This window comes from Desulfoluna sp. HI9BLuna, assembly GCF_056829775.1.
This window is the reverse complement of the sequence record NZ_CP186555.1, coordinates 430,508-444,863: the sequence shown is the minus strand read 5'-3', so window position 1 is coordinate 444,863 and position 14,356 is coordinate 430,508. Positions and strand designations below refer to the sequence as shown.

12 protein-coding genes are annotated in these 14,356 nt (G+C 50.4%); 9 read left to right on the top strand and 3 right to left on the bottom strand.

From position 1 onward, the window contains the following. Positions 1 to 56 precede the first annotated feature (56 nt). Complete coding sequence (locus ACOYW0_RS01605) at positions 57 to 1,148, bottom strand: IS91 family transposase (protein ID WP_482416842.1); 1,092 nt, start codon at positions 1,146 to 1,148, stop codon at positions 57 to 59. After that, positions 1,132 to 2,019 carry a site-specific integrase gene (locus ACOYW0_RS01600; RefSeq protein ID WP_482416841.1) on the bottom strand — a complete coding sequence of 296 codons (888 nt, stop codon included), beginning with the start codon at positions 2,017 to 2,019 and terminating at the stop codon, positions 1,132 to 1,134. Before ACOYW0_RS01600 ends, ACOYW0_RS01605 begins: the two co-directional genes overlap by 17 nt. Positions 2,020 to 2,925: 906 nt before the next feature. Between ACOYW0_RS01600 and ltrA the strand changes: the two genes are divergently transcribed. The 4 genes from ltrA to ACOYW0_RS01580 all read left to right on the top strand — a co-directional run bounded on the left by ltrA (position 2,926) and on the right by ACOYW0_RS01580 (position 7,628). After that, entirely contained in the window at positions 2,926 to 4,104 is a 1,179-nt protein-coding gene (gene ltrA / locus ACOYW0_RS01595; RefSeq protein WP_482418813.1) for a group II intron reverse transcriptase/maturase, read from the top strand. Positions 4,105 to 4,232: 128 nt separating this feature from the next. Continuing rightward, entirely contained in the window at positions 4,233 to 4,523 is a 291-nt protein-coding gene (locus ACOYW0_RS01590; RefSeq protein ID WP_482416840.1) for a hypothetical protein, read from the top strand. 127 nt (positions 4,524 to 4,650) lie between these two features. Next, on the top strand, positions 4,651 to 5,211 hold the full coding sequence (locus ACOYW0_RS01585) for a sugar O-acetyltransferase (RefSeq protein WP_482416839.1): 561 nt from the start codon (positions 4,651 to 4,653) through the stop codon (positions 5,209 to 5,211). Between the two features lie 1,007 nt (positions 5,212 to 6,218). Then, on the top strand, positions 6,219 to 7,628 hold the full coding sequence (locus ACOYW0_RS01580; protein WP_482416838.1) for a hypothetical protein: 1,410 nt from the start codon (positions 6,219 to 6,221) through the stop codon (positions 7,626 to 7,628). A 702-nt stretch (positions 7,629 to 8,330) separates the two neighbouring features. Here ACOYW0_RS01580 and ACOYW0_RS01575 read toward each other — a convergent pair. Further along, a complete protein-coding gene (locus tag ACOYW0_RS01575; RefSeq protein WP_482416837.1) occupies positions 8,331 to 8,717 on the bottom strand; it encodes a septal ring lytic transglycosylase RlpA family protein in 387 nt (128 codons plus the stop codon). Positions 8,718 to 9,027: 310 nt separating this feature from the next. On the opposite strand from ACOYW0_RS01575, the gene ACOYW0_RS01570 reads away from it, so the two are divergent. The 5 genes from ACOYW0_RS01570 to ACOYW0_RS01550 all read left to right on the top strand — a co-directional run bounded on the left by ACOYW0_RS01570 (position 9,028) and on the right by ACOYW0_RS01550 (position 14,328). Continuing rightward, positions 9,028 to 9,474 carry a DUF3795 domain-containing protein gene (locus ACOYW0_RS01570; protein WP_482416836.1) on the top strand — a complete coding sequence of 149 codons (447 nt, stop codon included), beginning with the start codon at positions 9,028 to 9,030 and terminating at the stop codon, positions 9,472 to 9,474. 74 nt (positions 9,475 to 9,548) lie between these two features. Continuing rightward, the gene (locus ACOYW0_RS01565) at positions 9,549 to 10,382 is read left to right on the top strand and encodes a class I SAM-dependent methyltransferase (protein ID WP_482416835.1); all 834 of its coding nucleotides are present in this window, start codon (positions 9,549 to 9,551) and stop codon (positions 10,380 to 10,382) included. 798 nt (positions 10,383 to 11,180) lie between these two features. Further along, positions 11,181 to 11,393 carry a DUF1656 domain-containing protein gene (locus ACOYW0_RS01560; RefSeq protein WP_482416834.1) on the top strand — a complete coding sequence of 71 codons (213 nt, stop codon included), beginning with the start codon at positions 11,181 to 11,183 and terminating at the stop codon, positions 11,391 to 11,393. An 11-nt stretch (positions 11,394 to 11,404) separates the two neighbouring features. Next, on the top strand, positions 11,405 to 12,418 hold the full coding sequence (locus ACOYW0_RS01555; RefSeq protein ID WP_482416833.1) for an HlyD family secretion protein: 1,014 nt from the start codon (positions 11,405 to 11,407) through the stop codon (positions 12,416 to 12,418). A gap of 20 nt (positions 12,419 to 12,438) precedes the next feature. Next, a complete protein-coding gene (locus ACOYW0_RS01550; protein ID WP_482416832.1) occupies positions 12,439 to 14,328 on the top strand; it encodes an FUSC family protein in 1,890 nt (629 codons plus the stop codon). Positions 14,329 to 14,356: the final 28 nt, after the last annotated feature.

The following is a 14,356-nucleotide window of genomic DNA, read 5'->3' as shown; positions in this document are numbered from 1 at the left end:
TCTGATCTTTGGCATGAAGTCAGTTCTTTGACATTCAGCTTGTCGGCAAGGCCCCATCACCCGTACTCGTCAGGTGGAAGATCCAAGGCATAAATACCACAGACGTATTTCAGCACTCCTCCGCAGGATTTGCATAGCGATGGCTTTGCAGGGACCTGGGGTGGTTGCACGATATCCTCACTCTGCAAGGCATCCATAACCTGTTTTCGCACCTCTTCAAGGTCGAGAACCGACGCCGGACTCATAAAGCCGTAATACCGCACTTTCATAAACCCTGTGGGGAGCACATGCTGGAGGTAGCGCCTCATGAACTCCATCACTTCAAGTGTCAGTCGCCTGGGGCGTCGGGAACCTTTCTTTTTGTAAGTGATGGTCACCTCGCGCCCTTCGACCTTTTCGATGCGGCTCTGGCTGATGGCGACTTTAAAGATATAGGGCGTCAGGTATTTGATACACTCCTGGCCACCTCCAGCGGGTTCGACGTCAACATTAAACCCATCAAACCAGATATCGGGGCACACCTTGTGAAGCAGGCCAGCCTTTTCCATCAGCGCCTTAAACTTCTTGCGGAACAGGGCGGACAGTACCTTGTAGGGGAGCAAAAAGCCTTCGCTTGTTGGGTGCCAAGCCTTTCCATCGCCTGAGACAGCGCCTCCGGGAACCAGGTAGTGGATATGGGGATGATACTGAAGCTGGCGTCCCCAGGTATGCAGCACGCCAAAAAATCCCGGTGCCTTACCCGTCATCCATCGTCCCCTGGCCACGAGTTCTGACATGGCTTGGGAGGAGGCCGCGAACATCATTCCATAGCAAGCCTTCTGGTTTGAGCGGATCACATTCCGCAGCTCCTCCGGCACCGTAAAGGTCACCATGAAGTGATGGCCCGGGAGTTGCCGCTTGATCTGACGAGCCATCCACTGGCGGGCCTTATGATTTTGGCATGCCGGGCAATGTCGGTTCCCGCAGGAACGATAGAAGGCATGGATTTTACCGCACGCTTCGCACTCATAATAGAGCAGCCCATGGGCCTGCGTTCGGCAAGAGAGGATGGCACCGATGGTTTTGCGATGGGTCTTCGGCATGGAGGCCCCAAATCGATCCAGATACTCGGGGGCGAACTCCCGGAAGACTTCAGATATCTTGTTCATGGCTGTCTCCCCTCATCACGTGATTGATGATCCGGTACGAATCTTCAATCCCTTTCTGTGTGAGATGGAAGTAAGCCATGGTGGTTTCGAGGTTGCTATGCCCCATGTAACGTTGCACGACCCTCGGGTTGACTCCAGCCTCAAGCAGGTGGGTGGCATAACAATGGCGCAATGTATGGATGGATACCCTGCGTTTCTTGATGCCCGCTGCATATCGGGCCTTTCGGAAGGCGCCCTGCACGCCTTCGATGGACATGACCTTATCGGTGGTGGGGGCTTCTGTGTTCCCACGCCCCCGAGCAGGGAAAATCAGGGTGGGGTTGCGGTGGTTGAGCCAGTATTGCCTCAGGACACCCAGTGTGTGTTCCGGCAAAGGCACATAACGATCCTTGGCCCCCTTGCCGCGATGGACGTGAAGCATCATTCGGGCGCTGTCGATATCTGAAACTCGGAGATTGAGGCCTTCGGATAACCTGAGGCCGCATGCATAGACCGTATGATAAAACGCCAGGTTGTGTGGGGTTGTCACATGATTCAATATGCGGAAGACCTCCTCACGGCTGAGGATACACGGCAGTTTTTTTTCCCGCCTGGCCTTCAGGTAAGAAAAGAGATGGAAGTCTTGCTTTAACACATTGGTGAAGAAAAACTTGATTCCGTAATGGGCGATACCCATGGTGGAGGCGGACCATCCGTCAACGCTTCGACGATGAAGAAAGTAGGCTTCAATTTCTTCTTCCGTGATTTTGTCAGGCGTCTTGCCACAATAATCGACAAGCTTACGAACAGCGCGTGTGTATGCCTTTTGGGTGCTCTTTCCCAAACCTGCCAGTTGCAAAGCGCGCATTGATTTTTCATAATAGTCGTGCATCGTAGTCTCCTTTGGTTAGAATTGGTTGAGTTACCGGAAGGCTACGATGTTTTTCTTTCGTTTTAAATATGCTGGGATGCGGGGATATTGATTTTTGCTATGCCGGTTGAGGAATGATTTGCCGCGTAGCGGCTTTCTTGAACAAGCGCTTCCACGCCGACCGGGCGCAAGTGTCGTTTTTCTTGCTGTTTCGCCTTTTGTCGGTCGCCATATTTCAAACACTTTCGCGCTTCGGCGCCCGTCGGGTGAAGCGCGGCGTTAGAGCGCCAAGCGAAGTTTGGCGCATCTTGCAGGGTGTAAGTCCCTGCCGGGAAAGGTCTAACCCGCCACCCGTATCGAGTGTTGCGCCTGTTGCGGAGCTATGAAAATTAAGCGAACAAGACAGGTGAAGCGTACACAGAGAATTGTGCAGGCCGTAGGGAGTTCGCAGCTCCTGAGAGTTGGTACAGCTTCGAAATGAAAGTCGAGATCGACGAGGGCTTTAACGCGTACCGAAGTCAATACAGAAGCATCCGTATCGTGGTGAGGATGTGGAGGATCTCCGGAGTCATCAGACTGTGGCATGTACAAAGAGATGCGTTCAAGAACTTGGGAGACCCACCTCAGTTCCTGCAAAGCAGGTAGGCGTAGAGTACTTTGAAGAGGAAAAGCGCTGATGACGGGGTGGGAGTCGGATCATTTCATAGTACTCAGAGATTGGGAGAGCCAGTTACAAGGGGAAGGGAATGACGGAAGTACGTAGCCCGCACAGGCCACTGATGCCCGACAAAGCAGATCGGGGTAACCATGAGCCAACCTTCCTGCGGGGAATAGCAAACAAGGCAAAACGAAGACCGGACTATAGATTCAAGGATCTGTCCCGCTGTCTTGACAAGCCTCTTCTGGTCTATTGCTTTCGAAAGTTGAATCGAAAGTCAGCACCTGGGGTGGATAAAGTCACCGTATGAAGAATACGGGAAGAATTTAGATGCAAATCTGAATGATTTGATAGGCAGATTAAAACGGGAGAGTTACAAGGCGAAGTTGGTCCGGAGGAAACACATCCCAAAGGCTCCAGGAAAGACTCGTCCGCTGGGAATACCAGCGATTGAAGACAAACTGGTGCAGACAGCGGTGTCGGCATTGTTAAGTGCGATCTATGAACAAGCGTTTTATCCTTTCAGCTATGGATACCGGCCCAACCGTGGCGGTAGAGATGCTGTGGATGATTTGACCGTGAGGATGCAGTTCGGACGATTCGGATATGTTGTAGAGGCTGATATCAAGGGTTTCTTTAACCATCTTGATCATGACGTACTGCTGAAAATGGTGGCGCATAGGGTCGATGACAAACGCTTCATAAGGCTGATAAACAAATGGCTGAAGGCTGGCATACTGGAAGAAGATCAGAGCATCCAGTATCCAGAGGAGGGGACGCCTCAAGGAGGCAGTATTTCCCCCGGTCTGGCTAATATTTATCTTCACTATGTCGTTGACGATTGGTTTCAGAGAGTGGTGAAACCTAGGTGCCAGGGAGATGCAGTGCTGTGTCGCTATGCAGATGATTTTGTCTGTGGTTTTCAATACCAGCGCGATGCAGTGCGGTTTTACAACGTGTTACCGAAAAGACTCGGTAAGTTTAACCTGCAAGTGGCAGAAGACAAGACGAATATCTTGCGCTTTAGTCGATTTGCCCCCGGGCTGAAGAATCGTTTTACGTTTTTGGGGTTTGAGTTTTACTGGAGTTCGGACAAGAAGGGGAAACCCCGGCTGTTTAAGCGGACTTCAAGAAAGAAACTCAAAATTGTGAAAGCCGCCCTGAAAGAGTACGTCAAGAAACACCGACACATGAAAATACCGTTGTTGATAAACAAGCTCAACCGGAAGCTACAAGGCCACTACAACTATTTTGGTGTGGTGGGTAACCTGTCAGCGCTGCACGTACCGTACAGCTGCGTTGTGAAAGCATTGTACAAATGGCTGAATAGGCGAAGCCAAAGGAAGAGTTTTACTTGGGATAGGTTGAAGAGTCTTTTAAGCGTGATCCAGCTGAGATATCCGGTGGTGAAATATCAACCGGCAAAACAACAGCGAGTTTGGTGGTAAGGCTCTTATTTTGCTGACTGCGAAAGCGAGTACAACCGAGGAGCCGGATGAGGGAAAACTTCACGTCCGGATCTGTGTGGGGGGTATTGGGCAACCGGTATTCCTACCATGACTGTTTCTAAAATCATATGAATATTATCTTTAATGAATATTGGAAGACGACTGAAATTTTGATCAAAAAACCAATTCGAGATGGTGAAATTGATGTTACTTTAGCCATCTCTGATGGCTCAGACACTCGATCATTTCGGTTTTACGGTTCTCGTGATGTTGAAGAGCTTATGTCAATTTTACATGCCCGGCGCATAGAAATTACAGAAGATGTAGAATCTCAAAAAGAGTTTGGCCGTTTCACACTTAGTTTCACAGGTGACTCATACTCAGAGATATACTTTGATACATGTGTCGAAATTACTTAAACATAACAATTAACTCAAGGTCGACCCCAAAAAGCTGGCCACGTCTTTCATAACTTCAGCGGCCGTTTCTATCAGCTTTTTGGGTCGGCATGGCCATGTGTTAAGTTCAAAATATTAGGTATCAGTGATGAAAACTGAAAAAGATAAAATGTTGAAGGGGGAATTATATGATGCTTCTGATACTATTCTTTTAGATGAGCGAAAGAAAGCTCGTGAATTGATTCACAGGCTCAACTACACTGAATATGGAAATGATTCTACATATCGAAGTATTCTAAACACTCTTTTACCAAACTCAGCGACAGACATAATTATTGAGCCTCCATTTTATTGTGACTACGGGTACAATATTTATTCTGGTAGCAAAGTCTTTTTCAATTTTAATTGTGTTTTACTGGATGTAATGCCAATTGAGATAGGATCAAATGTTCTATTTGGTCCAAATGTGCAAGTTTATACAGCAACCCATCCTGTTGATGCTATTAGACGACGTGAAGGATTAGAATCTGCAAAACCAGTTACAATTGGTGATGATTGCTGGATTGGAGGTAACGCCGTAATATTGCCAGGAGTTACAATTGGCAAACGATGCGTAATTGGCTCGGGGGCCGTTGTTACCAAAAGTATTCCGTCGGATGTTACTGTGGCAGGGAATCCTGCCAAGCAGATTCATAACAACAATGCTTAACATTGCCCTGAACTCGGATATTTATCGTGTCGCCTCGCGCCACGATAAATGCCGGTTAGCTTGGCGTTCTGTGCGAATAACACATAATAATCAATAAATGGAAACCGGTAGTATATGAGCAGAAGTATTCATAAAACGGGAAAGGGTGTGTTTCGTAACAAATCGAAAGCTCAGGTTAACAAAATGATCTCTGAAGACGATCTCGATGTTTTGGAATTGGCCCAAAAATACTCTTACAAGAGTACTGAGCGGTCAAAAAGGCAAATTGATAAGTTTCTTCGTGATCATCTCGAAGACTAAAATGGAAACAGGGGACAGGTTCTTTATACTCTCTTTGTTTCCGACGACGCCCATGCACCTTCCATGGGCGTCGTCGTTTCCAACCCCTTACCCCCACCTTTTTTCCTTTTAAGTCGTTTTATCAATCCCCCTTTGAAACACAAAAAGTGACAGGCAGATCCGTTGATCGGTTGCCGCCAGTTTCTGGCCCGGGGCTTTGGTCGGTTCGCGGTCTTCAGAAGCTGTTCTCGTTATGTTTGTCCGGCTTTTTTTCAAGTCAGGCTTTTCTTTGATAGATAGAGTGTTGTGCGAATACATAAAAAATCAAGTGGTTTACCAGTTGGTTTTGACGAAAATGATTTTGACCCACGGGTCAGTTTTGTGGTAAACATCGTTAATCAAATGTATCGATGTTTGGCTCCGGCAGAAATGTAGCCCGGGACGGAAAACCGGCCGGTCAATGGCAACACGCTAGCGACGTAGCCGGGTTTAACCGCACGGCAGGTGCCGGATCCTTTGGCCCGGATATTCCGTGAGAAAACGATCAGTCCATAAGATGGTATTACAGCTGGTTACGCTGAAAAAACAGGCATGTCAAAAAGGCAACATGGAATGCACGGTTTTTTGATCGATTTTCTCACCATTGATGACATATCCGGCTTGGGTATCGAAGATGCCACCCTTGCATCGGTGGCCACGGACAGACTGTTTATCCATATCAGGGAGGTATGATGAAAAAACATGCATGGTTCATGGCCTTTTTACTTTTTGCCGCAGCGGTCCTTGCAGGATGCCGCGAAGACACTGCCGTTATCTCCACCACCAACTTGCCCCTGGGGGGCACCCAGGGCAAGACCCTTCTTCTCAACACCAACGACCCCGACAACGTTGAGCCGGTTGTCCTGGATACCCCGGGGTGTGCCATGGTTTCGGTGCGCTCTGCCGATGGGAAAAAGGTCTTTATCGCCCAGCGTCGCACAGGAAACGATGTGATCAGCGTGGTGGACGCAGATACCAAAACCGCAACGGACCTGGTCATTGAGACACACACCCTTCAGGTGCGTCACATCTGGGACATGGTCCTTTCCGGCGACGGCGCCAAGCTTCTGGTGGGCACGCGCAACTCTGCCTTTACCAGCTGTGAGGTGGAAATCTACGACGCAGCATCCTTGTCCCGTCTGGCAAGCTTTTCCCTGAAGCGGTTCTGGGCCGACTATTACCGCATCGGCCTGAAACTGGCGGTAAACCCCGTGAGAGACGAACTCTATGCCATGGTCAAAGGGGACGAGATCCAGGATGTCCGCATCCGGGCCCTGGGGTTTGACGGCGCATTTCTCGGCGAAGACCTGACCATGAACGCAGACCACTGGGATTACAACTACGGCTTCGGCGTCTCTTCAAACGGCAGGCTGCTCATCGGGGTGTCCGACAAGATCTATCCCTTTGAGGCAACCGACGAAGGCCTCGTTCCCCTGCCGCCCATCGCCGGAGACGAGGATGAAGACTTCTCCTATCACGGCAAGGTCAAGGTCCTCTTTGCAGAGGATTTCAGCGTGGTTTACATCACCTCCTCCGGGGTCTATCTTCCCGGGGCAACCAACCTGGGCGGTGTCTGCTCCGTGCTCAACGTTGGTAAGATCCTGGCCGGTGATCCCGATCCCTTTATCCACAGCACCGTGGACTTTATCTACGACGATTTCATCACCTGGGTGGCAGGTAACCTCAGCAGCACCGTGGGAGACATCCTGGATCCCCTACAGCTCTACGGCATCGCCGACGCCTGCATGGTGGGCAACACCTGCTACATGGTCATCGCTTCCGTGGCCGGTCTCGGTACGGACATGGCCGACATCACCGACGGCAAGTACATCCTCTCCGCCTTTGAAACCATGCCCCTGGGGAGCCAGGTATGGCTCGGGGGCAAGGTGCTGACCCGTTACCCTTCAAGCCTTTCCGTCAACGGCGCAGGTGACACCCTGGTTATCACCTATCCCTGGAACAAAGCCGTGGATATCCTGAAAAAGAAGGGTTCCTGGCTTACTCCCGAATCCACCCCCATGGATCTGGACGCCCTGGAACCCCTCGGCAATGAAACCTACCCGAAAACTGTGGACATGACGGCTGTGGAGCGGGATTAGGTAAATAAAGCCAACAAGAAACGTCTTCGACGGCCAACGTGGAGCAAAAGGCAAGCCTTCGGCGGGCAGGGGAGAGGGCACTATCTGATATCAGGATACCTTTCGTTCCCAGGCTCAGTCTGGGAACGAGAAAAAGAATAAAAGCGATGCCTCCGTCGGCAAGGTGCTCTACCTTGACATCAGGTTACCGTTGGGGGTTGGCCCGCGCTCCTCAGGGCCAACCCCAGCGTTTTCTTCCTCCAACCGAACCGGATTCGTTCCGGACACGAGGGTGGGAAAGCCATCCTTTACAACACACTTCGGAAGCCGTGTGCGCCATCGATTTTTCGGTGAAAAGCGATGCGTATGTCCGCCTTTCCTTTCCCCTTTTATCCCATCACAATACCCACCGGAGAAGCAATGCTGCCCCCCCTTGTCCATGACATGGGGGGCATTTTCGTGGTTTTGACGTCGCTGTGACCCATGAGCTACTGAACAACACGGATAATCACACTGTTTTCAAGGCGGTGGGCTGCAAAGGAGTGCCTGAACGTATGCGGTTAGCCTTGTTGAAATAGTCGGTTTTTATGGCAGAGCCAAGTTGTGTCTCAGGGAATGTTTTGTTGTGTGCTCCAAGATGATTTTGAGGAGTCCACATAGAAAGACAGTTCCCAGTGGACACCAATCGACGAATCGCCGGATGGTCGGGTAGGGGGGCAAGGGCTATTCGATCACTTCTATCCTGACGTTGATCACACCCGAAGCGGTGTTGCCGATATTGCTGAATGCAGAACGGGACAAGTCAATGATACGCCCTTTAACAAAGGGCCCTCTGTCATTGATTTTGACGATAACGCTTTTGCCGTTTTTTACATTTGTTACTTTGACCTTTGATCCGAATGGAAGCCTTTTATGGGCGGCTGTCTTGGATAACTGATTGAACCGTTCACCACTTGCTGTTTTTCTGAATTGGTACTTCATGGCGTAAAAAGAGGCTTTGCCGCGTTCGGTATAGCCAATCCACTTCGATGGGCTTATCCTGGGAAGGCTCGTGCAACCTACGGTGAAAGCTACGATCATACAAAAAACGAATTTATTACCTGCTTTCAAAAAAACTCTCCTTTCAGGCTGTGTCGTTTATATCTCAAATAATATCAAGCGATGCGCTTGCGGTAGATCACAATAAGAGTTCCCTTATCTATCACACTGTCCATCTCTCCACCATGAAAAGGTGTGTGTGCTCACTCAGGTGATCAGCCCGTCTTTCGCCTGGTCGTGTCGAAAAGGGCTGGGCTGGAAAGGCTCTTTTTATCCCATAAATCTTATCCATATCCCCCAAATGGGGGATGCTTTATTTTTATCGGCTGGATTATAATCTTTCCTGCCAAAATGAATCCAAAGCCGATGAGGAGGATCACTTATGGACTATTTTCAGATGACTGCGCCCTGTGGTCTCGATTGCTTTAATTGCCATTTCTATTTAGCCCGCGAAAACGAGGAGGTAAGAGCCGCTGTAGAAAAAATGTCCGAAGAATATAATGTGCCTGTTGAGATCATGCTGTGCAAAGGATGTCGACATCACGATGGCAAGATACCATTGCAAAAGCATATCTTCGGTGATTCACATCGCTGTGCTGCATATGAATGCTCTAAAACCAAGGAAGTTGATTTTTGCGGAGATTGCGAAGATTTTCCATGCGACAATTTGCACCCTTATGCTGACAGGGCTGCTGAGTTGCCGCACAATATGAAGGTCTTTAATTTGTGCCTGATAAACAGGATGGGGTTGGAAAACTGGGCTAAATCAAAGGCTCTTGACGTTCGTGAAACCTACTTTACTAAACCGTGGACTCTCACTGAAGGGTAATCATATATTCGGCAATATAACCTGCTGTTGTGTCCTTAAGGTTACGTTGTGCCTTAATGATACGAGGAGATCTCATGATGGAGAACCCCGGATTGAAAGAGGCTTACAAGAACACGTTTAATGCTATTTCTGCTGGGTATGGGCATTCGGCAATGCGGTTTTTTTCTGAGGCCCCTGATGAAGTCTCCTCTTTATTGAATATGAGGGGAGATGAGCATGTCATTGATGTGGCCACGGGCACTGGGTATGTGGCGTTTGCCCTTGCCAAGGATTTGCCGGATGGACATGTGACGGGCATAGATTTTTCAGAAGGTATGCTCGCACAGGCCATGGAAAACAAAAATAAACTGGGGATACCGAATGTTACATTTGTTGAAATGGATATGCAGGCGATTGATTACAAGGATAATCATTTCGATGTTGCGGTGAGTTCTTTCAGTATTTTTTTTGTTGAGGACTTGGCAAAACAGCTGATCCATATAGCCAGTAAAGTTAAACCCGGAGGTGCGGTGCTTATAACAACATTTTCGGATAATGCCTTTACACCTCTTGTAAATGTGTTTCTCAATCGTCTTGCAAAGTACGGTATTGAAGTATCAAGCATGGCCTGGAAAGGCGTTTCAAATGAAAAACAATGCACCACTCTTTTTAAGGCCGCAGGATTGCAAAATATACACTGTGAGCAGAAAGAGTGTGGGTATTATTTAAGAGATGCCTCGGACTGGTGGTACATCATATGGAACGGGGGCTTTCGCGGGTTGGTAAGTCAACTTTCCGAAAAAGACTTTTTACAATTTAAAAAAGAGCACATGGCTGAAACGGACGAACTTGCTACAGACAAAGGGATCTGGCTCGACATGGGCGTGTTATACACCTCGGGTGAAAAAGGGCACAACAACACAAGGTAACTCGGGTGTATATTTCCCTGTGTTTCATTAGCACCGATTGTCTGCGAGGTTCACTCCTTCATGCTCATGGAAGCGCTGTCCACGTATGGATCTATCGTTTTTCTTGCGTTCTATTCTTGATGGTATGCGTGCGGTGGAAGAAACAGCACCCATTGGAGTGTTTTGCAAGCGTTTTGGTGTTCCTTTCATTGACGGGGCAACAGTTAAGGACACACGAAATGACAACAATCATAAAAAGCCTGGCCCCGACCCCTGACCAAATCCCCCGACGAACAAACGATTCTGCAACCTCCGTCCTATCCGGTCTTGTAATCCCTTGACACGTTCTGTATTGTTCGCAGCTTTCTCAAGTGGACCTGCTGCTTTTCCCAGGCTTGGAATATGTTTTGAAAAATAATTTGACATCTAATTATCAGTCGTCTAATTAGGTTCTCCGTGATGTTTAAGCGACCCTGAAGGCAATGCTTGAGCACTGATCTAATGGCCCTTTATCATGCATTATGTCTTCGGGACTGGTTGGTGAAGGGCCTGGTTAAAGAGCACAACACAGATCGATTACAGGTGGTTCAACACAAGAGCGCAACACTTTGGCTGCGACCGTCATTCAGGTGCCGCCCATGGATTTCGAAAGGCCCGAACACCCTTTCGGAGGATAAATCTCCAGCTCAAGCAGGAAGGGCATTGTCAATGCCCTTCCTGCTTTGAACTGCCGGGGCAGGTTATGCCCCTTTTTCGTGGTGCTACAATGAAAACCCAGTGCCTTGCAAGGCACCTGAACCCATATGTGGAGTTTAAACCATGCCCGTTTCATTCATGGAGATCCCCTTTTGCGGCCTTTACTTTCCTCCGCTACTTCCCATTGTCACCGGTGGTCTTGCCGGGGCGATGGTAACACGCCGTGTCTTAGAGGCATGCAACCTGATGCAGCGGTTCTGGCATCCGATGCTTGTGGTAACGGCCCTGGCAGCAGGATACAGCGCTTTGTTGACCCTTATCACCACAACACCGTAAGGAGAGAGTGCATGAAGTTACAAAAAAACAGCCTTCATCGGCTGCTCGCAACCGGTGGACTGGTTCTTATCTCAGGGCTTCTTATGCTGACGGCGTACCGCCGATATGAGCTTCGACCATGGACCCGCCATGGTCTTGTGGAAGCAGATATCGTAGCCCTGGCGCCCCAGGTCAACGGCAAGATTTCTGACGTAAAGGTTACCGACAACGCAGAGGTCCGCAAAGGAGACGTCCTTTTTCGAATTGACGCAAGGCCATATGTCCTGGCCCGGGACAGTGCTGCGTCCGCCCTTCGGAAGGCTCGGCAGGAGGTGGCAACCCTGAAGGCCACAGTGGACATTGCCACGGCCCGAGTTAAATCGGCCGAGGCAACATACGTTAATACCAAACGAAACAAGGAGCGGTACGCGTTTCTCTTGAAGCATAACAGCATCAGTCAGAAGACCCTGGATGATGCGGTGATGGCCTTTGACGAATCTGCCTCAGCACTTGAAGCCTCACGGGCCGCATTGAAGGAAGCAAAAATGCGGCTTGGGGCCACAGGAGAGGACAACGTGCTCATCGAAAGCGCTCGCCTTCGCCTTGAGAGGGCTGAATTAGACCTCTCCTATACAGAAGTACGCTCTCCGGTGAACGGGCATGTTGTCAACGTAAGGATCAACCCCGGGGACTACGCGGTGACAGGTCAGCCTGTGATGGCGGTTGTGGATGACCAGAGTATCCATGTGATGGCAGCATTTAAAGAAACCCAGCTGGAATCCATCCGTATGGGGAGTCCTGCCACGGTGTCTCTTATGACCATGCCCGATACCCCGTTAAAGGGCCAGGTCAAGAGCATTGGCTGTGCCATCTCACCAAGTGAATTTTCTGCCTCAGCAGAACTCGTTCCCAGCCTTCCTGCTGTATTTGACTGGGTTCGCCTGGCCCAGAGGGTACCCGTGGAGATAACTTTTTCCTCAACAATCAAGGGCTTGAGGGTTATTCCCGGCACCACGGCATCCGTGGCCATCAGCACCGGATCCTGATACAGGGCAAGGAGAGCAACATGCAGATAAGGCAGGCGGGGTATGCGTTCCGTACGGGGCTTGCTGTGGCGGGGGCTTTGTATGCCTCGCTGTGGCTCGGACTGGAAAACCCCTATTGGGCTCCCACAACAATTCTCGTGGTTGAGGGGATGAATTATGGTGCCGTCTCAGACAAACTTTTTAAGCGCCTCGCAGGAAATATCGCGGGAACACTTGCGGGGCTTCTTCTCGTTGGTCTTCTCTCTCAGACTGGCCTGCTGTACGCTCTGGCCTGCGGTTCTCTGGCCATGTTGGGGACCTACGCCATGCTCGAAACACGGCACCCTCAGTTTTGGCGATGGGCCGTTGTGGCCGCCGGGTTGGTAACCCTCACCCGTGTCAACGCACCGATCCTTGCGTTTTATCTGGCCGTGGACCGTGTCTGCGGTGTGGCCATAGGCTTTGTGGCCGCAGCTCTCTCCCACCAGGTGGTTCTTCCGAGATATGCCGGTGAAGATTATCGGAACAACCTTTGTCGTCTCATAGAAAAGCTCTCCGCGCTGTCCGGTCAACGGGCCGAACAGGTTGCCCAGGGTCGCGTTTCGCCTTTGCTTCAACCGGGAGAGCTTTGCGGTGGCGTTGCCCTGCTGCGGGATGAGCTGCGCCATGCCTGCCGTGACACGAATGCATTCCGTAGAAAACGTCTGAGTCATGAACGCGTTCTTGCCATTTTGGACGACCTGGCCGCTCATCTTACCCTGATTTGTACCGAGCCTCCCTCAGCATCCTTTGACGTGACGTCCCGAAGCCTTTCGGGATGCTACCTTCGCTCCCTTGCAAACAGGCTGTATACCCTTCGAGCGGACCTTCCCTGTTGTGGTGACGCATCATGCCAGCGCCATGACGACAACGATGCCGGGCCTGCTCCATCTAAATCCTTCCAGGGGCCCTGGTGTGAACTCATTATATTGGCCCATGAGTGCATGGACCGCCTTGAATATGAAACCAGGCGATGCTTCCTTTCAGAGGACACCACAGCCGACTGCATTGAGAAGGCTTATCACCCCATGCGGGAGGATCCTTACGGCGGCCCCTTTCACAGTGCATGGAAAGCACTCCTTGCAGGAGGAGCAACAACCCTTGGTATGGTTTTGTGGCGGTTTACAGGCTGGCCCGGAGGGTCGGCTATCCCCCTTCTTGCCACGCTTCAGATTATTTTCTGTACAGCAGGGCCGGCTCTGACACTGCCCTTTGTTATTGTCATCCAATTCGCTGCAATGGTTTTAAGCGCATTGCTTCTTTTTTTTGTTCTTCCGGTCATCCACAGTACCGAGTTTTTCTTTCTCGTGATCGCATCGATTTTTGCGTTCTGGGGTTGGTTCATGCACGCTCCAAATCCACGCGTTCGGGGTTTGGGGATGCTGGTGGGGGTGCTGATGAACAGTTGTGCCTACAGTTATGCAGCGACCATGGCTTCATTCGCAGTGGTCACAAGTTATGTCTGGTGTATGGTTGGAGGTACCTTGGTTTCCGGTCTTCTCATTGCCCTTTTTTACCCCTCGTCCCCCAAGCGGCGGTTTCAGCGGCACGCGTCCTGTTGCTTTGAGCAGATCAGGCTGGCTCTTGCTACGCCATTGCCCCATGAATCCATGGAAAAACTTGGCATCGCCCGGCGACATGCTCAGCTCATGTTGGCATGGGCAGGGCCTGCCAGCCGTGGGATGTGCTCCGTCCAGGCAAACCATGCTGCCATGGCGGCGTTGGCTGCGGAGTGCCTTTCAAGGTCCCTGGCCCACGGATTGGCTTATGACAAAGGGGCACACAATCGCGACGGAGTCATGGATGGTGCGTCTATGCAGGCCTCAACCGAACTGCACAGGATTTATCGTGATCATGCAGGTCAGCTTGCCTTGACGCATATGCCGTCATAACCTCCGTAACCTGAATCGCTGTACGGAC

Bases quoted from the DNA above. Each gene is read 5' to 3' on its own strand.
- ACOYW0_RS01605 (WP_482416842.1), bottom strand. From the start codon at position 1,148: ATGAACAAGATATCTGAAGTCTTCCGGGAGTTCGCCCCCGAGTATCTG.
- ACOYW0_RS01590 (WP_482416840.1), top strand. From the start codon at position 4,233: ATGAATATTATCTTTAATGAATATTGGAAGACGACTGAAATTTTGATC.
- ACOYW0_RS01565 (WP_482416835.1), top strand. From the start codon at position 9,549: ATGATGGAGAACCCCGGATTGAAAGAGGCTTACAAGAACACGTTTAAT.
- ACOYW0_RS01580 (WP_482416838.1), top strand. From the start codon at position 6,219: ATGATGAAAAAACATGCATGGTTCATGGCCTTTTTACTTTTTGCCGCA.
- ACOYW0_RS01585 (WP_482416839.1), top strand. From the start codon at position 4,651: ATGAAAACTGAAAAAGATAAAATGTTGAAGGGGGAATTATATGATGCT.
- ACOYW0_RS01600 (WP_482416841.1), bottom strand. From the start codon at position 2,019: ATGCACGACTATTATGAAAAATCAATGCGCGCTTTGCAACTGGCAGGT.
- ACOYW0_RS01560 (WP_482416834.1), top strand. From the start codon at position 11,181: ATGCCCGTTTCATTCATGGAGATCCCCTTTTGCGGCCTTTACTTTCCT.
- ACOYW0_RS01555 (WP_482416833.1), top strand. From the start codon at position 11,405: ATGAAGTTACAAAAAAACAGCCTTCATCGGCTGCTCGCAACCGGTGGA.
- ACOYW0_RS01550 (WP_482416832.1), top strand. From the start codon at position 12,439: ATGCAGATAAGGCAGGCGGGGTATGCGTTCCGTACGGGGCTTGCTGTG.
- ACOYW0_RS01570 (WP_482416836.1), top strand. From the start codon at position 9,028: ATGGACTATTTTCAGATGACTGCGCCCTGTGGTCTCGATTGCTTTAAT.